Annotated in this window: 22 protein-coding genes; 17 read left to right on the forward strand and 5 right to left on the reverse strand. The window is 58.9% G+C overall.

What is annotated here, in order from left to right:
• Position 1: 1 nt before the first annotated feature.
• From H7B67_RS26740 to H7B67_RS26800, 13 genes are all read left to right on the forward strand, one after another.
• Positions 2 to 1090: a stalk domain-containing protein gene (locus H7B67_RS26740; protein WP_185122942.1), complete on the forward strand. Its 1089-nt coding sequence runs from the start codon at positions 2 to 4 to the stop codon at positions 1088 to 1090.
• A gap of 107 nt (positions 1091 to 1197) precedes the next feature.
• Positions 1198 to 1692, forward strand: a complete 495-nt coding sequence (locus H7B67_RS26745; protein ID WP_185122943.1) for a hypothetical protein — start codon at positions 1198 to 1200, stop codon at positions 1690 to 1692.
• Positions 1693 to 1719: 27 nt separating this feature from the next.
• Positions 1720 to 1956, forward strand: coding sequence for a DUF6953 family protein (locus tag H7B67_RS26750; RefSeq protein ID WP_185123035.1), 237 nt, complete (start codon positions 1720 to 1722; stop codon positions 1954 to 1956).
• A 201-nt stretch (positions 1957 to 2157) separates the two neighbouring features.
• Positions 2158 to 3510 (forward strand): LLM class flavin-dependent oxidoreductase, encoded by a 1353-nt coding sequence (locus H7B67_RS26755; RefSeq protein ID WP_185122944.1) that lies wholly within the window; start codon positions 2158 to 2160, stop codon positions 3508 to 3510.
• Positions 3507 to 5198 carry an ABC transporter substrate-binding protein gene (locus H7B67_RS26760; RefSeq protein ID WP_185122945.1) on the forward strand — a complete coding sequence of 564 codons (1692 nt, stop codon included), beginning with the start codon at positions 3507 to 3509 and terminating at the stop codon, positions 5196 to 5198. The genes H7B67_RS26755 and H7B67_RS26760 overlap by 4 nt, the downstream gene beginning before the upstream one ends.
• Before the next feature lie 22 nt (positions 5199 to 5220).
• A complete protein-coding gene (locus H7B67_RS26765) occupies positions 5221 to 6147 on the forward strand; it encodes an ABC transporter permease (protein ID WP_185122946.1) in 927 nt (308 codons plus the stop codon).
• A gap of 13 nt (positions 6148 to 6160) precedes the next feature.
• Complete coding sequence (locus tag H7B67_RS26770; protein ID WP_185122947.1) at positions 6161 to 7057, forward strand: ABC transporter permease; 897 nt, start codon at positions 6161 to 6163, stop codon at positions 7055 to 7057.
• A gap of 27 nt (positions 7058 to 7084) precedes the next feature.
• Positions 7085 to 9136 (forward strand): dipeptide ABC transporter ATP-binding protein, encoded by a 2052-nt coding sequence (locus tag H7B67_RS31180; RefSeq protein WP_185122948.1) that lies wholly within the window; start codon positions 7085 to 7087, stop codon positions 9134 to 9136.
• A gap of 29 nt (positions 9137 to 9165) precedes the next feature.
• A complete protein-coding gene (locus tag H7B67_RS26780) occupies positions 9166 to 10356 on the forward strand; it encodes an amidohydrolase (RefSeq protein ID WP_185122949.1) in 1191 nt (396 codons plus the stop codon).
• Positions 10357 to 11049: 693 nt separating this feature from the next.
• On the forward strand, positions 11050 to 11229 hold the full coding sequence (locus H7B67_RS26785; RefSeq protein WP_185122950.1) for a GapA-binding peptide SR1P: 180 nt from the start codon (positions 11050 to 11052) through the stop codon (positions 11227 to 11229).
• A gap of 84 nt (positions 11230 to 11313) precedes the next feature.
• Complete coding sequence (locus H7B67_RS26790) at positions 11314 to 12024, forward strand: helix-turn-helix transcriptional regulator (RefSeq protein WP_185122951.1); 711 nt, start codon at positions 11314 to 11316, stop codon at positions 12022 to 12024.
• A 137-nt stretch (positions 12025 to 12161) separates the two neighbouring features.
• Entirely contained in the window at positions 12162 to 13163 is a 1002-nt protein-coding gene (locus H7B67_RS26795) for an ATP-binding cassette domain-containing protein (protein WP_185122952.1), read from the forward strand.
• Positions 13160 to 13972 carry an ABC transporter permease gene (locus tag H7B67_RS26800; RefSeq protein WP_185122953.1) on the forward strand — a complete coding sequence of 271 codons (813 nt, stop codon included), beginning with the start codon at positions 13160 to 13162 and terminating at the stop codon, positions 13970 to 13972. Before H7B67_RS26795 ends, H7B67_RS26800 begins: the two co-directional genes overlap by 4 nt.
• Here the strand turns inward: H7B67_RS26800 and H7B67_RS26805 are convergent.
• Genes H7B67_RS26805 through H7B67_RS26820 form a run of 4 tightly spaced genes read right to left on the reverse strand, consistent with a single transcriptional unit; the run spans position 13969 to position 17196 of the window.
• Entirely contained in the window at positions 13969 to 14685 is a 717-nt protein-coding gene (locus H7B67_RS26805) for an ATP-binding cassette domain-containing protein (protein WP_185122954.1), read from the reverse strand. The genes H7B67_RS26800 and H7B67_RS26805 overlap by 4 nt on opposite strands.
• 24 nt (positions 14686 to 14709) lie before the next feature.
• Positions 14710 to 15972, reverse strand: coding sequence for a hypothetical protein (locus H7B67_RS26810; protein WP_185122955.1), 1263 nt, complete (start codon positions 15970 to 15972; stop codon positions 14710 to 14712).
• 15 nt (positions 15973 to 15987) lie between these two features.
• Entirely contained in the window at positions 15988 to 16797 is an 810-nt protein-coding gene (locus tag H7B67_RS26815; RefSeq protein WP_185122956.1) for a hypothetical protein, read from the reverse strand.
• A 27-nt stretch (positions 16798 to 16824) separates the two neighbouring features.
• Positions 16825 to 17196, reverse strand: coding sequence for a GntR family transcriptional regulator (locus tag H7B67_RS26820; RefSeq protein ID WP_185122957.1), 372 nt, complete (start codon positions 17194 to 17196; stop codon positions 16825 to 16827).
• 270 nt (positions 17197 to 17466) lie between these two features.
• Here H7B67_RS26820 and H7B67_RS26825 point away from each other — a divergent pair, with 270 nt between their 5' ends.
• Positions 17467 to 17967, forward strand: coding sequence for a GNAT family N-acetyltransferase (locus H7B67_RS26825; RefSeq protein ID WP_185122958.1), 501 nt, complete (start codon positions 17467 to 17469; stop codon positions 17965 to 17967).
• Between the two features lie 461 nt (positions 17968 to 18428).
• Here the strand turns inward: H7B67_RS26825 and H7B67_RS26830 are convergent, their stop codons facing one another.
• Positions 18429 to 19307: a LysR family transcriptional regulator gene (locus H7B67_RS26830; protein ID WP_185123036.1), complete on the reverse strand. Its 879-nt coding sequence runs from the start codon at positions 19305 to 19307 to the stop codon at positions 18429 to 18431.
• A 143-nt stretch (positions 19308 to 19450) separates the two neighbouring features.
• On the opposite strand from H7B67_RS26830, the gene zwf reads away from it, so the two are divergent.
• From zwf to fsa, 3 genes are read left to right on the forward strand one after another with little or no spacing between them, the layout of a single operon-like run.
• Positions 19451 to 20980, forward strand: coding sequence for a glucose-6-phosphate dehydrogenase (gene zwf / locus H7B67_RS26835; protein WP_185122959.1), 1530 nt, complete (start codon positions 19451 to 19453; stop codon positions 20978 to 20980).
• Complete coding sequence (gene tkt, locus H7B67_RS26840) at positions 20964 to 22952, forward strand: transketolase (protein ID WP_185123037.1); 1989 nt, start codon at positions 20964 to 20966, stop codon at positions 22950 to 22952. Before zwf ends, tkt begins: the two co-directional genes overlap by 17 nt.
• A gap of 38 nt (positions 22953 to 22990) precedes the next feature.
• Positions 22991 to 23656 carry a fructose-6-phosphate aldolase gene (fsa, locus tag H7B67_RS26845; protein ID WP_185122960.1) on the forward strand — a complete coding sequence of 222 codons (666 nt, stop codon included), beginning with the start codon at positions 22991 to 22993 and terminating at the stop codon, positions 23654 to 23656.
• Positions 23657 to 23695: the final 39 nt, after the last annotated feature.

Raw genomic sequence — 23695 nt, forward strand, 5'->3', positions numbered from 1 at the left:
GATGCGCGCTGTCATCGGAGATCAATGGGCAAACAAGAAAAAAGCGGCTAAAAAGGCGATTCCATTCGCATTGGCTCTATCGTTATCGGCAACCTTATGGATGGGCGCGATGGGCCAGGCTTCGGCGGATGCTCCTTACAAAACCTTGAAACAGTCGTTCGTCATAGGCGGCGTCTCGTCCAATATTTCGGTATTGAACTCTTACGATACGACCTATGTCGGGCTTAGAATGCTGAACGATAAGCTCGGGCTTCGCACGGCATGGAACAAAGCGGACGATTCGGTCACGGTAGAAGGCAACGGAAGAAAGCTCGTTCTCGGGCTCAAGTCGGGGGATATGACGCTTAACGGACAGAAGATCTACGGGCTTCCTCCGATCGTCAACAACGACTCGACTTATCTTCCTTTGCGTTTTCTGCTGGAGCGCATGGGGTACGAGATCGTTTATAATTCCACGAGCAAGGGAATCGAGATCACGAAGCTCGAAGAGAACGCCGTCGGAATCGAGACGGGGAGCATCTCGTATAACGACGCGGCGAAGCGGCTCGAGCTGTCCGTGAACTATCCGCGCGTGACGGGCCTGGCAAGCGAAGCCGCCCAGCGGAAGATCAACGACTATCTGAAGCAAGAAGCGGAGTCCCAAGCGGAGGCGGGCAAGAAGCAGCTCCTGGAGGCGGCTAGCCAAACCGGCGAATGGGCCGTGGAGTTCAGCGGCACCTACACGGTATCCTATAACGAGCAGGGGCTCCTCAGCCTCTATGTGGACTACTATGTCTACTCGGGAGGGGCGCATGGAGGTACCCTCAGAGTGCCCTATACGTTCGATTTGGCCACCGGCAGCCTACTGACTTTGAAGGAAGCGGCGAAGGGCAACCCGAATTACGTGTCGATTATCAATAACGCCATCAAAGCCCAGTTGAAGTCGAGAGGGCTGGATCAAGACCTGATCGCTCCGTTCGAGACGATCGAACCGGATCGTCCGTTCTATCTCAATCATAACGGTCTCGTCATCGCGTTCCAGCAATATGAATATTTGCCGTATGCGGCGGGCATTCAGGAATTCGTCATTCCGTTGAAATCCTTCGAATAATAGGCCCCGGACAGAGGGAGCGGACAGCCTGACGGTTGTCGGCTCTCTTTGTGTTATAATGACGGCAACCAATCGATTCCCGTTCATCGGGACAATGGAGGACTGGAATGCTTAGTTTCGAAGAGAAGCTCGCCATCGCGGATTCGTTCGCCGAGCTCGCGCGCAAGGACGTGTCCATGGGACGCGTGAATTATCATTATGAAGGCAGCGCTTTCGAAAAGAAAACGGTCGTGTATCATCTGCATCGGAACGGGAACGGGTTCGTCTACGTCGGGCGGCTTCGGGAGTTCGACGGCAAGGCCGACGACAAGGGAATGGTCAGCATCCGGGACTACGGGGCGGAGGAATTCCGCGAGCTCGTCGCGAAGTCGATCGCTTCCCTGTCTCTCGGAGGAGAGGCGGCGGCTTCTACGGCCAAGCCTTCCAAGGAAGAGCGCTGGATCAACGACAAGAAGCAGACGCTGGAGCTGAAGCTCGAAGACGAGGAAGAGGGGCTGGGCGGCATGTGGTACGTTTACGCGGGCCTCAATCTCGACGGCGTCTTCGATTCGTATCGGGAAGCGGTCGAGTACCTGGAGGAGGAAGGCTTCACCCGAGCGTGAGGCCGTTAGGAGGATTCGCCGATGCCAATGGAGACAACCGCCCAGCAGGTGGCGGAATGGATGGTTAACGAGATCCGCGAGCGCGGAATGCTGCGCCAGGAGGAGGCCATCGCTTACGTGAAGGAGAACTTCGGCGAGCAATTCGTGTTCGTGAACGAGGCGGGCAACGCCTCCCTCGAGAAGGAAGTGAAGAAGGCGTTCCGCAAGCTGCACCGCGGCCGGATCGCTTGGGACCGGGACGGGTTCTTCTGGGGCTGGACGTAGTTCGATTTCGCATGACGAGCTTAAAGGACCGATGAGCGATCATCGGTCTTTTTTGCTGCACGCATAGTTCTTTTATATCGTTCGATTCAATTCTTCTATAACCAATCGGCTTCCGCATCCCTTATAGTAGCAATTAAATAAATATAATTCATACCAGAATACAGGGAATTAACTAACGATAAGGGATGAGGAGTGGGACATATGACGGTAAAACGCAAGCTGAGATTGGGAGCGGTCATTCACGGGGTAGGGTCCAGCGTATCGGCATGGAGGCATCCCGAGATCCAGTCGGACGCCAGCATCAACTTTTCCTATTACCAAGGTCAGGCTCGGAAAGCGGAGGAGGGCAAGTTCGACTTCGTCTTCATCGCGGACGGCTTATTCATCAACGAGAAGGCGATCCCGCACTTCCTGAATCGCTTCGAGCCGGTCACTCTTCTGTCTTCCCTGGCTGCGATCACCTCCAACATCGGGCTGGTGGGCACGCTGTCCACCTCCTACAGCGAACCGTTCACGGTAGCCCGGCAATTCGCTTCCTTGGATCATATAAGCGGAGGCCGCGCCGGGTGGAACGTCGTCACTTCTCCGGGCGAAGGCGCCGCGTCCAACTTCAACAAGGGAGCGCATCCCGACCATTCGACCCGGTACGAGATCGCCGAGGAGTACCTCGAGGTCGCGAAGGGCTTGTGGGATTCCTGGGAGGACGACGCGTTCGTACGAGACAAGGAGAGCGGAGTGTTCTTCGATCCGGAGAAGCTCCATCGCCTTAATCATAAGGGCAAGCACTTCTCCGTGGCGGGCCCGCTGAATATCGCCCGCTCGAAGCAGGGCCATCCGATCGTGTTCCAGGCCGGCTCCTCGGATTCCGGGAAGAACCTGGCGGCCAAGACGGCGGACGCGGTGTTCACCGGCCACGAAACGCTGGAAGAAGCGAAGCGGTTCTACGCGGACGTGAAGCGCCGGGCCGCGGAATACGGCCGTTCTCCGGACAGCGTCCTGATCTTCCCGGGCATCGGGCCGATCGTCGGCCGGACGGCGGAAGAAGCGGAGCGCAAGTACGAGGAGACGGCGAACCTCGGGTCCATCGAGGACGCGCTGCAATACCTGGGCCGTTTCTTCGACCATCACGACTTTACGCAGTATCCGCTCGACGAGCCGTTCCCGGAGCTCGGCGAACTCGGCTCGAACGGCTTCCGCAGCACGACGGACCGGATCAAGGCGAAGGCGAAGGAGCATAATCTGACGCTTCGCCAGGTCGCGATCCGCTCCACGACGCCGAGAGGCGACTTCATCGGCACGCCGGAGCAGGTCGCCGACCGGATCCAGGAATGGTTCGAGGCGGGAGCGGCGGACGGCTTCATCATCGGCTCGAACGTTCCGAACGGGCTGAACGACTTCGTCGAGCTCGTCGTTCCGATCCTGCAAGAGCGCGGGCTTTACCGCACCGAATACGAGCATGACACGCTGCGCGGCAATCTGGGGCTGAGCTTCCCGGTCAACCGCTACGCCAAGCAGCCGGTCGCGAGCGGCGGATCGGAGAGTGCTAAGCGATGAGACGAAGGAATTCCTATTCGGGCGCCGCGACATTACTGCTCGCGGTCGCGCTGGTCCTGTCGGCTTGCGCCGGCGGCGGCAATAACGGAAGCGGCGGCAACAATAACGGCGCTTCGGGAGGGGAGGCGGAGGCGTCTTCGGCCGCTCCCTCCGCCGGGCAGGCTTCGGCGGAGACGCCGGTTCAGGGAGGAGAGCTGACGTACGCGCTCGCCACCTCTCCCGATACGCTCGATCCGGGCCGGAGCGGCCTTGCGGTCGCGTCCCGGGTTTACCGGACGATCTTCGACAACCTGGTCGTCAAGGACGAGAACAACGAGATCAAGCCATGGCTGGCCACGGAGTGGACCGTGTCCGACGACGGGCTCAGCTATACGTTCAAGCTTCGGCAGGACGTGAAATTCCAGGACGACACCCCGTTCAACGCGGAAGCGGTCAAGTTCACGTTCGACCGCATTCTGGATCCGAGCACGGCGGCGGGCAATTCCGCCGCAGCGCTGTCGCCGTATACCTCCTCCGAGATTATCGACGACTATACGATCAAGCTCAACCTTGCCTCTCCCTCCCGGGCGTTCCTCGTCAACTTGACCCAATCGACGCTGGCGATCGTCTCGCCGACGGCGGCGAAGAAGTACGGCGATCAGTTCGGCAAGAACCCGGTCGGCACCGGTCCGTTCAGGTTCGTCAAGTGGGAGGAGAACGCCGAGATCGCGGTCGAACGCAACCCCGACTACCATTGGGGGCCGGAGACCGTCAGCAACCAAGGACCCGCCTATCTGGATAAGATCACGTTCAAGATCGTTCCGGAGGAAGCGACGCGGATCGGAAGCGTCCAGAGCAAGCAGGTGCTGGCCGCCGAGACCGTCCCGCCGCAGAATATCGTCGCGCTGAAGAGCGATCCGAACTTCCAGCTGCTGCAAGCCGACACCGGCGGCCTGCCGTACACGCTGTTCATCAATCAGAACAAAGAGCCTTGGAACGAGTTGAAAGCCCGTCAAGCGCTTCAATACGGCGTCGACGTGGGAACGATCGTCAAGACGCTGTATCTGGGTACTTACCAGCAGGCTTGGTCCGCGCTGACGCCGGGCATCTTCGGCTACGACGCTTCGCTGGAGAACTCGGTTCAGCCGGACGCGGCCAAAGCGGGCCAACTGCTCGACGAGCTGGGCTGGACCGTCGGCGCGGACGGAATCCGGGAGAAGGACGGCAAGAAGCTCACGCTTCATTACGTCGACGGATCCCCGAACCGCGAGAAACGCAACGACATCGCCGTTATCGTTCAACAGCAGCTGAAGAAGATCGGCATCCAAGTCGATGTCGAAATCACGAAAGACGTTCTGACGAAAGTATTCAAGAACGACGACTACGATATCTACGGCAACAGCCAAGTGAACGTCGATCCGAACGCCTTATACCAGTTCTACCATACCGCCGCTCCCGGGGCGCTCGGCAACCTGGCGCACGTGTCCGATCCGCAGCTCGACCAATGGCTGGAACAAGGGGCCGTCGAGAAGGACGAAGCGAAGCGGGCGGAGATTTACAAGAACGTTCAGCAGTTCATCAAGGACAATGTCGTTATCCTTCCGATCTACGTGTTCCCGTATACGGTAGCGGCTTCCAACTCGGTGAAGGGCCTTGCGTTCGACTCGGTGGGCTATCCGCAGTTCGGCGGCGTGTACATTCAGAAATAAGGACGGAAAAGAGGTGGCAGCCATGGTTCGAGCGATCCTCGGCAGGGCGCTGTCTTCGCTGCTCGTCGTCGCGGGTTCCTCCCTGCTTGTCTTCGTCATCATGTATTTGCTTCCCGGGGATCCGGTCGACTCCTTGATCGATCCCTCCTCCGCCACTCCCGAGCAGATCGCGAGCCTTCGCCATCAGCTTGGGGTCGATCGGCCCCTGTACGTACAGCTTGCCGACTATTTCGGCAAGCTGCTGCAGGGCGATTTCGGCAAGTCGCTGCTCAACTCCGAGCCGGTGCTTCCGAAGATCGTCGAGCATTTTCCGGCCACGTTAGCCCTTGCCGCCGCCAGCGCCCTCCTGTCCGTCGTCGCCGGGGTGCTGCTTGCCGTTCTGTCCGCCGTTCACCGGAACCGATGGATCGACGTCGTCGCCCGGATCGTGGGCTTGCTGGGAATCTCGATGCCGACGTTCTGGTCGGGAATTCTGCTGCTGCTGATCTTCTCGGTCCATCTCGGCTGGCTGCCGGCGATGGGGTCGGACGGCTGGAGAACGCTCGTGCTGCCCGCGGCGACGCTCGGGCTGATCGGCGCGGGGTTCATCGTCCGGATGGTTCGCAACAGCATGCTGGAAGTGGTGAACGAGCATTTTATCGTGACGCTTCGTTCCAAGGGATTGTCCGAGAGGTCGGTCATGTACCGGCACGCCTTGCGCAATGCGCTTATCCCGGCCGTGACGATGATCGGAATGCTGGTCGGGGAGATGCTCGCGGGCGCGGTCGTCATCGAGACGGTCTTCTCCAGGCAAGGGATCGGCCGCATTGTCGCGGACGCCATCCTGGCGAAGGATTTGCCGGTCGTGCAAGGCGTTATCGTGTTCTCGGCTATCGTCTATGTTCTAGTGAACCTGCTTGTCGATATCTCGTATTCGTACATCGATCCGCGCGTCAGGCGCGCTGCGTAAGGAGGAGTTTTGGATGAGGGAATCGGCAACGGCGAAGGCCGTGCTGCAGAAGCGGAAGTGGGAGCTGCCCGCGCTTCGTTCGTCCGGGCGGCGGTTCGAATTATCCCGGCTATTCGTGGCGGGAGCCGTTGCCGTTATCGCGTTTATCGCGTTATGCGCCATCGCCCCGCAGTGGATCGCGCCCTATTCCCCTACGGAGATGCTGGCGGACAGCCTGATGCAGGCACCAAGCGCCGCCCATCCGTTCGGCACGGACTACTTCGGAAGAGACGTGTTCAGCCTGGTCGTCTACGGAAGCCGCGATTCGCTGTTCATCGGCTTGATGTCGGTCGTGGTCGGAGGGCTCGTCGGCGGGACGATCGGCGCTCTGTCGGGGTATATCGGGGGATGGTTCGATACGATTCTGATGAGAATTATCGATACGCTGATGACGATTCCGGGCATTCTGCTGGCGCTGGCCATCGCCGCCGCCATGGGTCCGAGCTTGACGAACATCGTCTTAGCCGTCGCAAGCAGCGCCATTCCCGGCTATGCCAGGGTCATGCGGGGGCAAACGATGAGCATTAACGGAAGGCCGTACATTACGGCGGCCCGCTCGATCGGAGTGTCGCGCTTCGGGATTTTTCGGCGTCACGTGCTTCCCAATTCCCTGTCCCCGCTGCTCGTGATGGCGACGCTCGGAATCGGAAGCTCCATTCTGGCGGGATCGGGACTCAGCTTTCTCGGACTCGGCCTGCTCAAGGAGATTCCGGATTGGGGCACCCTTCTCTCCCAAGGGAGGGGCTATCTGACGGTAGCTTGGTGGATCTGCACGTTCCCGGGACTGGCGATTACGCTGCTTGTCCTGGCCGTCAACATTCTCGGAGATTGGCTGCGGGACCGCTTGGATCCGAAGAGGAAGGAAGCTTAACAGCATTGGGGAAAAGAGGGATCGGACGTGGAGCGACTTCTGGAGATCAACGATCTGTCTGTCGACTTTCATACGAGGAGAGGGCTGCTGCGGGCGCTCAGCGAGGTGTCCCTGACGATACGCAGAGGGGAGACCGTCTGTCTCGTCGGAGAATCGGGGAGCGGGAAGACCATCACCTCCAAAGCGGTCATGAGGCTGCTCGACTACGAGAACGGCCGCATCGCGGGCGGCCGCATCCGGCTGGACGGTCTCGATCTGACCGCCCTGTCCCAGAACGAGCTTCGTTCCCTTCGCGGCAAGAAGATGGCAATGGTATTTCAGGAGCCGATGGCCGCTTTCGACCCGGTGTACACGATCGGTTATCAGCTCGTCGAGACGATTCGCCGGCATGAAACGAGATCCAAGAAGGAGGCATGGGAGCATGCCGTATCGCTGCTGGCCCGGGTCGGCATTCCGGAGCCGCGCATCCGGATGAAGCAGTACCCGGGCGAGCTGTCCGGCGGGATGCTCCAGCGCGCGATGATCGCGCTCGCCTTGTCCTGCGGCCCGGAGCTGCTCATCGCGGACGAGCCGACGACCGCCCTCGACGTCACGATCCAGGCGCAGATTCTGCAGCTGCTGCAGGAGCTGAAGGAAGAGTTCCGCATGTCCATTCTGCTGATTACGCACGATCTGGGCATCGCCGCGGAGATCGCGGACCGGGTCGTCGTCTTGTACGCAGGAAGGGTGGCGGAGCAGGCGCCCGCGGCGGAGCTGTTCGCGCGGCCCCATCATCCTTATACGCGGGGATTGCTGGACTCCGTCGCCGCGTTGGACACGGAGAAAGGGGAGAAGCTGCGTTCCATCGCCGGTTCGATCCCGAGCCTGTCCGCGCTGCCGGACGGATGCCTGTTCCACCCGAGATGCCCGTTCGCTTCGGACAAGTGCCGGAACGAAGCCCCTCCGCTCATCTCCCGGAACGGCAGAGCGGCGGCATGCTGGCATACGGATAAGCTGCTGACGGCGACGAATGCGGAGAAAGGATCGGCCAGGCAGGAAATCGAGTTGCTCTCGGAGAAGTTGATCCTCGCAGAGAAGAATCCGTCGGCGTCTCCATTCGAATCGCCGGAAGCATCGCCCGACCTCTTCCAGGTAAGCGGCTTGCGCAAGTTTTACCGGCTCAAGGGCAGCTTGCCCGGCCGTGCGCGCGCCCATATTCGGGCCGTGGACGACGTGAGCTTCGCGATCCGCCGGGGAGAGACGTTCGGTCTCGTGGGCGAATCGGGAAGCGGCAAGTCGACCTTGGGCCGGGTGCTGCTGCAGCTGGAGAAGGCGACGGCCGGCCGGATCCGCTTCGGCGACCGGGAGCTGACCGGGCTGAGGGGGGCGGCCCTTCGCGAGGTCCGCAAGGACATGCAGATGATTTTCCAGGATCCGTACGGCTCGCTTGACCCGCGATGGAACGTCGGCGACATTATCGGAGAACCGCTGCGCGTCCACGAGAGGCTGACCGCATCCGAGAAGAAGGAGCGCGTCGCCCGGCTCCTCGAATCCGTCGGTCTTGACGCTTCCTATGCGAACCGCTATCCCCACGAATTCTCGGGAGGGCAGCGTCAGCGCATCGGCATCGCCCGGGCGATCGCGCTGAGCCCGAAGTTCGTTCTGGCCGACGAAGCGGTATCGGCGCTCGACGTCTCGGTGCAGGCGCAGGTCGTCAACCTGCTTCAGGAGCTGCAGGAGAAGCTTGGGCTGACCTACCTGTTCATCGCCCACGGCCTCCAAGTCGTTCGCCATCTGTCGGATCGAATCGGCGTCATGTACCTGGGCAAGCTCGTCGAGATCGCGCCGAGCCGCGAGCTGTTCCTTCGTCCGGCGCATCCGTATACGAAGGCGCTCATCGCCTCCATTCCGAGCGCGGACATCGGGGCGAAGCGAGAGAGGATCGCGCTGCAAGGGGAGATCCCGTCTCCGGCCCGTCCTCCGTCCGGCTGCCGCTTCCACACGCGCTGTCCGCTGGCCACGGCCAGGTGCAAGGAGGAGGAGCCGGAGCTTAGAACGATCGGCTCGGAGCACGTCGCGGCCTGTCATTACCCGCTCTGATTTATGCAAGCGATGAAGGAGGCAAGGATATGTCCGCAAGTCTGCTGGATACGTGGATTGAAGAACTGGAGAAGGAAGAAAGCGAGCTTATCGGTGTGCGCAGGTATCTGCATCAGCACCCCGAGCTGTCATTCGAGGAGCGGAAAACGTCGGCGTTCATCGCGGATCGCCTTCGCTCCCTGGAGGGAATCGAAGTGAGGACGAACGTGGGAGGCGGCGGCGTTCTTGGTTTTCTTCGGGGAAGAGCGCCGGGACCGACCCTCGCCTTCCGCGCCGACTTCGACGCCCTGCCGATCCAGGACGAGAAGGAGACGCCGTACAAGTCGACGGTGCCGGGCGTCATGCACGCTTGCGGGCATGACGGCCATACCTCGACGCTGCTCGGCGTAGCGAAGGTGCTCAGCCGGTTCCGGCAAGAGCTGAACGGGAATATCGTTTTTATTTTCCAGCATGCGGAAGAGAAGCCCCCCGGAGGGGCTAAATTCATGATCGAGGACGGAGCTCTGGACGGAGTCGACGAGGTGTACGGCATCCACGTTTCGTCCGAGGTTCCTTACGGCCGGATCGGCCTGAAGGAAGGCTCCGCGATGGCGGCCGTCGACGCGTTCGGGATTACGATCCGCGGCAAAGGCGGGCACGGGGCGCGGCCGCACGATGCGATCGACTCGATCGTCGTCGGCAGCCAAGTCGTTAGCGGCCTCCAGCAGATCGTCAGCCGCAGGGTCAATCCGCTTCAGCCCGTCGTGATCACCGTGGGCGTGTTCCAGGCGGGAACGGCGTTTAACGTCATCGCCGATACGGCCAAGCTCGAAGGAACGGTCCGGACCTTCGACAAGCAGGTGAGGAGCCAGGTGGAGAAGGAGATCCGCCATGCTGTTCAAGGGATTTGCGAATCCGCCCACGCCCGGGCGGAGATCGATTACTTGAACGGCTACCCGCCGCTCGTGAATCCGAAGGAAGGGGCTGCCCGCGTGCGCGAGACGGTCGGCCGCCTGTTCGGAGCCGAGGCTTTCGTCGAGCTTCCGGCCGTGATGGGCGCGGAGGACTTCGCTTATTATTTGGAGCGCAAGCCGGGAGCGTTCATTCACGTCGGAGCCCGCAACGACGAGGAACGGACGCATTACCCTCATCACCACCCCCGGTTCGACTTCGACGAGAGAGCGCTGCTCGATGCCGGCAAGGTGTTTCTGGCGCTCGCCGCGGAATCGCTGCTGGAGTAGAAAGGAAAGGCGGAATGAGTCTATTTAGGCATCCCCGGTTATTGGCTGAAGCGATTATTCATTAGACTATCACTGCCGTATAAGGCTTATCGCATTTTCTCATTGCTAGTTTCCTTGCTCCGCCAAATAAGAGGCGGGGCTTTTCTATATACACAACAGTTGGAACGCGGCACGTTTCTCAGTGTAACGGAACGCAGAGCCCTTATTTCAAGCAAAATGGCGCTTTTACGATTTTAACGGAACCTGAAGCCCTTATTCAGGTCAAAACCGTCCAATTCGAGCGATTGCGAAAAAATAACGTCTCGTGGTTCCGTTAGAATTCAAAACGGTTCCATTTCAGGAAAATAAGGGCTGTGAGTTCCGTTAGCCGCAGCTGTCATACGGTTGGGACAAGAAGGATGACAACCGTCTACCCAAGGACGAGTCGTGAAGGCAATACTTCAGGCTAGGATATCTGCTTCGCTATTGCAAATGTAAGCTGCTTAATATGGTTTGTAAATACATATATGAGTCATAAAAACTTCTTATCAGCCGATATATTGCGTTATAAATGAGTAATAATTATAATTATGACATACTATTTAAGGAGGAGGCGGATCGTGAACGCAGGGATCGGAGGAACCGGAAGAACCGGAAAAAGCGGAAGAATCCGCGTCGCAAGACCGAATACGCTAACCATGAGGAGGACAAAACATGCTTAACTATCACGGCGTGACCGATGCCGCTCCGGCGGCGAACGAGCTGGGAGTCGTCATCTGCAAGGTGTGCGGCGAAGTCATGCATACGCTTCCGACGAACGGTTACAAGAAGATTTCGGGGATTTGCGGCAAGCCGGAATGCCGGGGGGCAGATCGTGAGGACGAGCGCGAATAGAATCGGATAGAATCGGATGACGATCGAATGCGTTCGACTCCCCGGCGGCGAAAGTGGTGTGAAAGCAGGTCCATTTCGGTTACAATGGAGAGAAATGGATGGCCGCAACGGGCGCAACGGGAGGGAACAACGATCGAACTGTCATCCCGTCAATTGGAGATTGTCGATCTGGTACGGAAGCATGCTCCGATAACGGGGGAGCAGATCGCGGAGCAGCTCGGGGTAACCCGTCCTACGATCCGCTCCGATCTCGGTTTATTGGTCATGCTGGGTTATATCGATGCCAAGCCGAAGGTAGGGTATTTTCTAGGAAGCATGGTCAAGAAGGAGCATTCGGAAGCGGATTCGATCGCAGGGATCAAGGTTCGCGAGGTCATGGGAATTCCGGTCGTCCTGCGCGAAACGGCCACCGTCAGCGATGCGGTCGTCGCCATGTTCCTGGAGAACGTCGGCAGTCTCTTCGTCGTCGATTCCGCCAAAGCCCTGGTCGGGGTCGTTTCCCGCAAGGATCTGCTTAAGGTGACCTTGGGGAACGCGCAGGCGGGGAACGTGCTGCTCGGCATGGTCATGACCCGGTACCCGAACGTGGTGACGGCGTTTCCAGAGGATACGATTCGCGAGGCCTTGAGGAAGATGATCGCGCACGAAGTGGACAGCTTGCCGGTCGTTCAACCGATGAGCGCGGAGGAGGCGGCAGCCGGCGCGGAAGCCGGAGCGTCCAAGCTGGAGGTCGTCGGGAGAATGACGAAGACGACCCTGGCCAAGCTGTTATTCGACAGAATGGAGCAGCCGTAGCGATAAGGGTTAACCAAGACAGACGAGATTCGGTCCGCCGATCTCGATCTGTCTTTTTTAATTCATATTCAGTTAATAATCGAACGATAGGATTCCTCCATAACCGGTTAACGAATAGAGAGTGTGGAGGGAACGGAATGACAAATGGCGAATGGGCCGTGGAGGCCAACGGGCTAGTCAAGCTGTTCGGGGAAAACCGGGCCGTGGACGGAGTGGACCTGAAGGTTCGGGCGGGAACGATTTACGGAGTGCTGGGGCCGAACGGAGCGGGCAAAACGACGACGATCCGAATGCTCGCCACCTTGCTGAGACCGGACGGAGGCTCGGCCCGGATTTTCGGCCATGACGTGATGAAGGAATCGCAGATCGTCCGGCAGCTGATCGGCGTGACGGGGCAATACGCTTCGGTCGACGAGTCGCTGAGCGCGACGGAGAACCTGATTATCTTCTCCCGGCTGCTCGGCTTGGGGCGAGCCGAATCGAAGCGGAAGGCGGCGGAGCTGCTGGAGGAATTCGGCCTAACCGAAGCGGCGAAGCGGCCGCTGAAGAACTTCTCCGGCGGGATGCGCCGCCGGCTCGACCTGGCGGCCAGCCTGATCGCGCAGCCGCCGCTGATCTTCCTCGACGAACCGACGACCGGACTCGATCCGCGCACGCGGAACCAGATGTGGGACACGATTCGCCGTCTGGTGAAGACCGGCTCGACCGTGCTGTTGACGACGCAATATCTCGACGAAGCCGACCAATTGGCCGACCGGATCGCGGTCATCGACCGCGGGCGCGTCGTCGCCGAAGGGACCGCGGACGAACTGAAGGCTTCCGTCGGCACCTCGTCGCTGCACTTGCGGCCTCAGAAGCCGCTCGACATCGAGCGCGCGCGCCAAATCGTCGAGAGAGTGCTGCAGGTTCCGTCCAGCGTCTCCCCGGAAGCGAGCAAAATCACCGCGCCGATGGACGACGCCGACCGCGTGACCGATCTGCTGATCGCCCTGCGCGAATCGGGCATCCGCCTGGCCGAGATGAGCGTTCAGAAGCCGACCTTGGACGAAGTGTTCCTCACGATCACGGGGCACGGAGTGCCGGAGGAAGAAGAACCGGAAGCAGGCGGCTTGGCTAAGAAGAAGGAGGCGGCAGGATGAGCGCGGGAACCACTTATCAAACGGGGCGGAAGCTGAGAAACCGCACGAGTCTCATGCAATCGATCCGCAACTCGCTGACGATGGCCTATCGAGGATTGTTGAAAATCCGGCGCACCCCGGAGCAGCTGTTCGACGTTACGCTTCAACCGATCATTTTCACCTTGATGTTCACTTATATTTTCGGCGGGGCGATCTCGGGAGACGTGGCTTCGTACCTGCCGGTCATCATTCCGGGCATTCTGGTCCAGACGGTCATCACGACTTCCATCGTCACGGGAGTCCAACTGAGAGAGGACATGGACAAAGGCGTCTTCGACCGCTTCAAGTCGTTGCCGATCGCCCGGATCGCGCCGCTCGCGGGAGCGCTGCTGGCGGATACGATCCGCTATACGATCGCGACGGTGCTGACGTTCTCGATGGGGTATATCATGGGCTATCGTCCGGACGGCGGTTTAGGCAACGTGGTTCTGGCCGCGCTTCTCGTCATCGGCTGCTCCTGGGCGATAAGCTGGATTTTCGCTTTCTTCGGGGTCATTGCCCGGACCGCTTCCAGCGTGCAGGGCATCTCGATGCTCGTGCTGTTCCCGCTCACCTTCCTATCCAATGCCTTCGTTCCGGTCGACACGCTGCCGAATTGGCTGCAGTGGTTCGCCAAGATCAATCCGATCTCGCATCTGATTACGGCCGTCCGCGATCTGACGAATTCGGGCACGGCGGGCAGCGATCTCGTCATCTCGCTTATCGGGGCGGCGGTTATCGTGCTCGTCTTCGCTCCGCTGACGGTTAAAGCGTACATGCGCCGGACTTAAGTCGGCCAAGACATGCGGATCTTGGGACGGGAATGGCGAACCTCGGCCATGAGCTCCGCCAGGCTCCGGCCGCGCTCCCGGATCTCGTCCATGTAGACGTCCGCTCCAACGAGGCCTTTGTCCAGAATGACCGCCCGGTCGATGACGTTCTCGATCTCGTCGATCAGGTGGGTGGACAGAAGCACGGTCTCGCCGCCGTTCAGGCTGGAGATCAGCCGCTTGATCGACTCCTGCCGGATGAAAATATCCTTGCCGACGAAGGGTTCGTCGAGAATCAGGTAATCGGCTCTCTTGGCCAGGCCGGCGCAGATCTCGAGCTGCAGCTTCTGGCCCTTGGAGAAAGTCCGCATCTTCCGGCTGACCGGGAGCTCGTAGTCATAGAGAAGTTCCGCGTAATAAGCAGGATCGAACCGAGGGAAGAATTCCCCGAGCCAGCGTCCGTACTGCACCGGATTCAGGTTCGGCAGGAAGCTTCCCTCTTCCGTTATGAACGCGATCCGATCGAACTGCTCCGTCACGGGCCTCCCGTCGATTCTAACCTCGCCGCCTTGAATCTCTCCCAGCCCCATGATCGTCTTGAGCAGGGTCGTTTTGCCGCTGCCGTTCTCCCCGAGGATGCCGACGATTTCCCCGGCAGGAATCGCGAGCTCGTTGACGTACAGCTTGGACGGGCTAGCGGGGTAGCGTTTATCGACATATTTGAGTTCGAGCATGCGGGTTTCTCCCTTCTTGCGCCATTAATCAATTGCGAGGTTGCGGAAGGCCCGGTATCTCATCGGATCCTCCGAGATCCCGCGCGACGGATCGGGCCGGGTCGCAAGCTCGATGGAATCGTCGTTCAGATCGGTGACGAATTCGCCTTGGTAAATCAACCTCGAGTCTTCATAAACGTAGATGTAGGCGTGCAGAGGAAGCATTAAGCGGTAGAAACCGGGGAGATCCTCGTTGATCTCCCGCACCGTTTTCACGACATACAGCTTTCCGTTTCGTTCTCTCGCATAGGTAAAACCTTGGAAGGAGTCCTCTTCCTGTTCGTCTCCTAGCTCCATCCGAACAGCGGTCTCCACTTCCGCGCCGTCGGTTAGGTTCACGCTAAGCAGCAGAGGGCGAGTCAAGGAGAGATTCTGAAAGTGAAGGAGCAACCGATTCGATTGTTCTTCCGCATCCGATAGGTAACTCGCCCTATAGAAGCTTTTGTTGGTGGGAAGGATATCCGCGCGGAAGTCCGGCAGCCGGGCGTCTCCAAGCAGGCTCCCGCTTGCGCTGTCATAGCTTCGGATGCGCAATGTCTCGTCTTCTTCGGTCAGAAGGACAAGCTTGTCGCCCACGGCCTCGAGGCCGAGCACGCTGATGCCGCGATCGGAATCTTTCTCAGAGATCAGGCTATACTCGACGACGGCGCGGGACGCGAATTCACCGGACTGCATCCCGTTCGAACCGAACCAGTCGTAGAAGTTCACCTCGTAAATGATGCCTTTCCCTTTAACTCCGGCGGCTGCGGGCACCGTGTAGAAGACCCGCTCTCCTATAACGGCAACTCCGTAATTAAGCGGATTGGAATAAAGGACTCCTTCAGGAAAAGAGAGGGGGGGACTCACGCGAGCCACTTTGAAAAATCCGATGCTCGAGCCGCTCTCATCCGAATCATGGGACGATAGGCTGAAGGCTCCTCCCTCGTTCTGAACATTATAGAAGCGTCCAGGGATCGTCTTGCTTCCGGTTCTCATCGTCCATGAAGTCCCTAGCCACTCCGGCTGCCCGTTCCAGCTCGCGTGCGTATCCAATCGGCCATCCGTAAGCTTAAACTCCGTCCGCTGATAACCGTCGCTCAGTTCCCCTCTGATGGTCACGCCGTCCAGAGCTTTGCGGCTGCCGGAGATATCCTTCAAGGAGAAGATTCCGCCGTTCTTGCTCGCGTCGACGTCGATGGCAGCGCCCAGCACGAGAATGACCGCGACGGCGAGCGCGAGCAGGGCGGCGTGTTTTTTGACGAAAGGCATGGTCGTTCCTCCTCTCTAAGCGATAGCTCCGCGGCGAATGATCCGGCTGCCGTGAACGATAAAGAAAACGGCGAACGCCAGCAGCAGCAGGCTGCTCGGGTACAAGCCGGTCGGATTCAAGGCATGCGAGGCTTCGTTCATCCGGTAGAGGAGCACGCGAACGACGAGGTACGCCGAGATTCCGACGGGGACAAACCCATAGAATTTACGGCTGCGCTCGCATAGCGCTCCGTAATAAAGCCCCGTGGAGATGACCATGAACAGGCATAGAGACGAAAGAAGCCGGCTAAAGCCCAAGGGAAGCAGGATGCGGCAGAATTCCGAACGAACGTGAGCGAGATAAAAGCCGTTGTTCATGAGGAAGTTAATGTCCTCGGAAGTTAGACCGCTGTTCAACAGCCGGATTCCGCTTAATCGACCGGCCATTATCGAATAGCCTAACCGATAGACGAGGAATTGCTCGCCGATAAGAAGAAGCAAGCTGATGGCGAAAACGGCCAACTTGCTCCAGTAGAGAGAAAGCCGTCCGACGGGAAGCGTAAGATACGTATAAATGCTTTTGCTGCCCCAATAGCGAGCATAGATCGTTACCAGAAAGTACAGGCAGAGCAAAACGAACGCGATCAGAAAAACGAGCTCGCTGCCCGAAGCGGCATATAAGTCTTCGTAACGCTGAAGGTAGGAGCTGCGGAATTCGTCCGTTATAGCTGAATTTATGAGCATGATCGGCAAAATAAGCGAACCTGCCAGCAGGCAAGCCAAGAATGGGGTCCAAGAGACGAACTCCCTATTGAGAAGACGATAGAAGCCCTTCAGAATGTCCACCTCGCTCGCAAAATAATGATGTCCCCGCTAGTCCCAATATTCCTGGATCAGATCGACGACGTTCCGCAAGGACATGCGGCTCTCCTTGGCCGATTCGACGAACGACCGAACCAGCTCGCGGGTCAGTTCCTCCTCGATGCGGCGGTAGATCGCTTCATCCACGTAAAGAACGCTGCCGGAGGTGCTGCTCGTGTGGACGAAGCCTTCGTCCTCCATGGCTTTGAAAGCTTTTTGCGCGGTATTAGGATTGATGTTCAGCAGAGAGGCGATTTCCCTGCGGGAAGGCATCCGGTCTCCCGATTGAACGGCGCGCAGCAGGATCTGCCGCTTCACGTATTTAACGACCTGCAGATAGACGGGATCCCGGTTGTTCAGCTTTAGCTCCTGGATATTCAGCACGCGATTTTTCACCCGCTTTTTGTTGCGTAATTGTATTATGGTAGTAATACAATTGGCTGTCAATGAGTGGATAAACAGGAAATAGGAAAAACCTAAGATCGAATAGATAATTTCGATTGGGCGTCTCGTTGACTGGGGGGACGACAGCCTCTATAATCGGCTTAACCAATAGGACCCGCCGGACCGCCGGAGGTCAAGACGCAGGCCGATTCCCGGAATCGTGCGCCTGTTTCTTGGCCTCTTTTTTGCATTTGGGGAGCGGGTCGCAAGATGAAGGGAGCGAGGATGGAGAAAATGCCGACTATTCATGCTGCCGCGGAGGATGTCCGCAGCGCGGACTCGGAGCAATTGATCAAGGAACTGAGCGCGGAGCTGGCCGCGCTTTATCAAGTAGAGGACGGAGGCGCCGGCTTCCATCCGGAGGATGTGGAGCGGCCGAGAGCGGCGTTCGTCGTCGCGCGCGCGGACGGGCATCCCGTCGGCTGCGGGGCGCTTCGTCCTCTGGATGCCTCCACTGCCGAAGTGAAACGAATGTACACGCGGTCCGATTATCGGCGTCAAGGCGTGGCCCAAGCCATCTTGGCGGAGATCGAGCGCTTGGCGTTGGAATTCGGTTATACGAGCCTTCAGTTGCAGACGGGCCCGCTTCAGCCGGAGGCGGTCAAGCTGTACGAGCGAGTCGGCTACTACCCGATTCCTCGGTTCGAAGGCGATTGGGAGCTCGTCCATGCTTTTCGGAAGGATCTGGTTGCCGCCGAGACGCTCGGTTAGAAGATTGCGATAATGCTGCGCACCCGCAGGCTCAAGGCTGGGCGAACGCCTCTCCTTGAGCTTGTTTGTTTTTCGCTCGAACTCGGCTATGCCGCCTCTCCCCCTGGCTCAGGAATGGAGAATCGCCCCGGTATCCCATTTTCGCGTGCGCGTCGCTATGCCTCTTCTCCCATTCACTCAGGAATGGAAAATTGCCCCGGTTTCCTAATTTCGCGAGCGCGTCGCTATGCCTCTTCTCCCATTCACTCAGGAGGTCAAATCCGTGCCCCTTTTTCGGCTCCGGATCTTACCTGAATCCCAATGACCTGAGTGAAGGGGATAGGCGGAATAGCGGCGACAAGCGTAGCAACGTCCTGAGCGAAGGGGAGGAGCGAGATAACGGGAGAAAACAGAACGTCGCGGTTAGGCGGCAGCCTGGGCGATCGTCCTAATCGAAGGGGCGGCGAGCGCCCCCGCGGCGGTTATCCTATCATCTCGACGAAACGGCTGGCGGCGCTGGAGAGGGGCATGTTGCGCATGGTCATGGTGCCGAGGTGGGACGGGGGGATGTCCACGTCCAGTTTGATCTCGAAGAGCGAGCCGTCCTCCAGCTCCTGGGATACGAATTCCCGGGTGACGTAAGAGATGCCGAGTCCTCTGCGCGCGAACTCGATCAGCAGGTCGACGCTGCCGACCTCGATCTCCGGCTTCAGCTTGTAGCCGTAGCTCTGGAACAGCTCCGTGATGGTCATTCGGGCGCGGCTGTTGCGCGAGAACAGGATGACGGGATATTCCAAAAGCTCGCGAAGCGACAGGGTTTGATCCCGCAAGGAAGCATAACGGGCGCCCGCCACGAAGCAGTCCTGAAGCTGCAGGCTCTCGCGGACCTCCAGTTGGGGGTCGACGATCGGCAAGCGCACGACGCCGAGATCGATCCGGCCTTCCTTCAGAAAGGTGATGACCTCCGGCGTCGTCCCGTGATTCAGATGGAGCCGGATGCCGGGATACTTCGCGTGGTACTCCTCCAAGTAAGGCAACAGGTAGTGCTTGAACAAGGAATCGCTGCCCCCGATGCGCAACTCTCCGCTGTCCAGATTTTTAAGAGCGGCCATTTTCTCCTCCGCGAGGGAGATGAAGATTTGGGATTGCTCGATATAGGAGTATAGAAGCGAGCCCTCCCGAGTCAACGAGACTCCCTTGGAAGTCCGATAGAACAACGTAATACCGAAGCTGTCCTCCAATTGTTTAATGGCGTGGCTTACGCTCGGCTGCGTGATATAGAGAGCCTTGGCCGCTTGGGATAAACTGCCCGTTTTGGCCGCCCAATAGAAAACTTTGTAAAGCTCGTAGTTATTGGTCATAGACATGGTCTATATCTCCTGTGAAATATATTAATTACACTTATATCGACAATTCGTATTATAGTGGAATTACAAATGAGAAGCCATATCAGTCATCTAAGAAACAGAGAGCCGCAAGGCACTGGAAGGAGACGGAGAGAACCATGGAGGCAACCACCATTGTCCTGTTCGGAGCGACAGGAGATTTGGCCAAGAGAAAGATATACCCTGCCTTATATAATTTGTTCGTCGACGGCAAGCTGCCGGAGCCGTTCTCGGTCTTCGGCCTCGGCCGAAGAGAGTGGTCCGACGCGAAGCTTCAGGAGAACGTCGAGCAGTCGATCCTGACATTCTCGAGACGCAAGCCGGAGGATACGGACAAGCTGCAAGCTTTCCTTAGCGCGTTCCGTTACAGCGTGTTGGATGTCGACCGCGAAGAGGATTACAAGAAGCTGCTGGACATGGTCGAGAGCCGCGAAGAGGAGCTCGGCATTCCGCAGAATCGCTTGTTCTACCTGTCGGTCGGTCCCGAGTACTTCAAGACGATCGCGTACAACATCAAGTCGAGCGGCCTTGGCACGACGAAGGGCTGGAAGCGGCTCGTCATCGAGAAGCCGTTCGGGCACGATCTCGCATCGGCTCGCGACCTTAACGAGAAGTTGAGCGCCGCCTTTACGGAGGACGAGATTTTCCGGATCGACCATTATCTCGGCAAGCCGGTCGTTCAGAAGATGGAGATGCTGCAGCACGCGAACCCGGTTCTTCAGGCGTTCTGGACGAACCGTTATATCGCCAACGTTCAAATTACGGCGAACGAGACCGTCGGCGTCGAGGAGAGAGCGGGCTATTACGACAAGTCCGGCGCTATCCGCGACATGTTCCAGAACCACATGCTCCAACTGCTGATGATGCTGGCGATCCACCTTCCGAGCGACAGCGGCCCCGGGGACGTTCGCGCCAGGAAGAAGGAAGTCGTGGAAGCTCTGGTGCCGGTTCAAGCCGGAAATATCGCTTCCCAGGTCGTCCGCGGCCAGTACGCGGAGGGGTCCATCAACGGCAAGCCGGTCGCCGGCTACACTTCCGAACCGGGAATCGCAGCCGATTCGCGGAACGATACGTTCGTCGCGGCCCGGCTTGAGATCGACAACTACTTCTGGCGCGGAGTTCCGATTTATATCCGCACGGGCAAGCGCCTGAAGGAGAAGTCGACGCGCATCGTCATCGAGTTCAAGGAGCCGCTGAAATCCGCCGCTTCCAAGGAATCCGGCATCGCCCCGAACCTGCTCGTGTTCGAGATGGCTCCTAACGAGAGCATCACGCTTCAACTGAACACCAGGGATCCGGGAGGCAGCGGCGAGTTCAAGCCGATGAACGTGGATCTTCACACCCATCGCGACAACACCGCGGAAGCTTACGAGAACCTGATCCATGACGCGTTCCGCGGCGACGCCACCTTCTTCGCCCACTGGGACGAAGTCGAGCGGAGCTGGCAGTGGGTCGAGCCGATCCTGAACGCTTTTGCCAATAACGAAGTACCGCTCCGCCTCTATGAAGCAGGCTCCTACGGACCGAAGGAATCCGACGAGCTTCTCGCCGGGGACGGCTTCCACTGGTGGTTCGATGATATAGATGCCAAAGCGAAACAAGAAAATCAAGAAGGAGAGCAACAATATGCCTATCACGCAAACCATTGATCAACTGGCGATCGACACGATCCGCACCCTGTCTATCGACGCCATCAACGCCGCGAACTCCGGTCATCCGGGCTTGCCGATGGGGGCCGCGCCGATGGCGTACACCCTCTGGTCGCAATCTCTGAACCACAACCCGGGCAACTCCAAGTGGTTCAACCGCGACCGGTTCGTTCTGTCCGCGGGTCATGGCTCGGCGCTGCTTTACAGCCTGCTGCACCTGTTCGGTTATAAGGTTACGCTCGATGACGTCAAGCAATTCCGCAAGCTGAACAGCAAAACCCCGGGTCACCCCGAATTCGGCCATACGGACGGCGTAGACGCGACGACGGGGCCTCTGGGACAAGGGATCGCGAACGCGGTAGGCATGGCGATGGCGGAGGCCCACCTGGCTGCGAAGTTCAACCAGGAAGGCTATCCGGTCGTGGATCATTACACGTACGCGCTGGTCGGCGACGGCTGCTTGATGGAAGGCATCTCCTACGAAGCCATGTCGATGGCCGGTCACATGAAGCTCGGCAAGCTGATCGTCCTGTACGATTCGAACGACATCTCCTTGGACGGAGACCTGAATCTCAGCTTCGGGGAAAATATCCAAAAGAGAGCGGAATCCGCGCAATGGCAGTACCTGAGAGTAGAGGACGGCAACGACACGGCGGCTATCGCCAAGGCGATCGAAGCGGCCAAGCTGAACTCGCAGCAGCCGACCCTGATCGAAGTTCGCACGATCATCGGCTTCGGAAGCAAGGTTGCCGGAACGAACAAGGCGCACGGCGCTCCTCTCGGCAAGGACGAAGCGAAGGCGACGAAGGAAGTATACGGCTGGAACTACGAGGAAGAGTTCACGGTTCCCGCGGAGGTTCGCGCTCACTTCGAAGGGCTGAAGAAGAAGGGCGAAGAGAAGGAAGCGGCTTGGAACGAGCTGTTCGCTTCTTATAAGAAGCAATTCCCCGAGCTCGGCCAAGAGCTGGATCAAGCGATCCAAGGCAAAGTGCTGATCGAAGCCAAGGACATTCTGACGTTCGATACGTCCAAGAGCGTCTCGACTCGCGTCGCCAGCGGCAACGCGATCAATCACTTCGTGAAGCGAGTGCCGACGATCTTCGGCGGAAGCGCGGACCTGTCCCACTCGACGATGACCGATATCGGCGGCGAAGCGACCTTCGCGATCGAATCGTACGCGGGACGCAACGTATACTTCGGCGTCCGCGAGCATGCGATGGGCGCGGCCGGCAACGGCATGGCGCAGCACGGCGGGGTTCAGCCGTTCGTCAGCACGTTCTTCGTCTTCAGCGATTACCTGCGTCCGTCCATTCGCTTGGCCGCGCTGCAGAAGCTGCCCGTGATCTACGTGTTCACGCATGACTCCATCGCGGTCGGCGAAGACGGACCGACCCACGAGCCGGTCGAGCATCTGGCCGCCCTGCGCACGATTCCGGGCCTCACGGTCATCCGCCCGTCCGACGCGAACGAGACGGCTGCCGCATGGGCTTACGCGCTGCAGCAGAAGGAAGGTCCTGTCGCCCTGATCCTGAGCCGCCAGAACCTTCCGATTTACGAAGCGACGAAAGCGAATGTCGAAGGCGTCGCTAAGGGAGCCTATATCCTGTCGGAGACGAACGCGAATCCGGACGTCATCCTGATCGGAACCGGCTCGGAAGTATCCCTGGCCGTAGGCGCGAAGGCGGAGCTGGAGAAGATGAACCTGTCCGTCCGCGTCGTCGCCATGCCGAGCCGCGAGCTGTTCGATCGCCAAGACGCCGCCTACAAGGAATCGGTTCTTCCGGCATCCGTCACGAAGCGCCTGACGCTCGAAGCGGGCATCTCGCTCGGCTGGGATCGCTATGCGGGACCATCCGGCCAAGTTCTGTCGATCGACACGTTCGGAGCTTCCGGCCCCGGCGGAGAAGTCATGGAGCACTTCGGATTCTCGGTCTCCAACGTCGTTCGTTTGGTTAAAGGTTTGCTGAATTAATCATTAACATAAATAAGAATAAGCGGAGGTCGTTAACCATGAAATTCTTCATCGACACAGCCAATCTGGCGGATATCAAGAAAGCTTACAAAATCGGCGTCCTGTCCGGCGTAACCACGAATCCTTCCCTGGTTGCCAAGGAAGGCGTCAAGTTCGAAGACCGCATCGCGGAAATCCTGCGCGAGGTGCCGGAAGTGGAATCCGTATCCGCGGAGGTAACTCCTAACGCCCTTACGGCGGAAGACATGATCGCGGAAGCGGAAGAGCTGATCAAGATCAACAACTACGACAAGAACATCACGATCAAGCTGCCGATGACGCTGGCCGGCCTGGAAGCCTGCCGTTACCTGACGAAGAAGGGCGTCAAGACGAACGTTACCCTGATTTTCACCGTGAACCAAGCTCTTCTCGCCGCCCGCGCGGGAGCGACCTACGTATCCCCGTTCCTGGGCCGCTTGGACGACATCTCGGAAGACGGCGTCCTGCTCGTCTCCAAGATCGCCGAGCTGTTCCGCGTGCACAACCTGGACTCCCAGATCATCGCGGCTTCCGTTCGCCATCCGGACCATGTTACCCGCGTAGCGATGGCCGGCGCCCATATCGCCACCATTCCGTTCTCGGTCATCGAGCAGCTTTCCAAGCACCCTCTGACGGAGCAAGGAATGGAGAAGTTCGCGGCCGACTGGAAAAAAACCGAGAAGTAAGACGCAAGCATAGCGGATCATAGAGAGAAGGAGACGAAA

It is taken from the genome of Cohnella thailandensis (assembly GCF_014212135.1).
Lineage (GTDB): Bacteria > Bacillota > Bacilli > Paenibacillales > Paenibacillaceae > Cohnella > Cohnella thailandensis.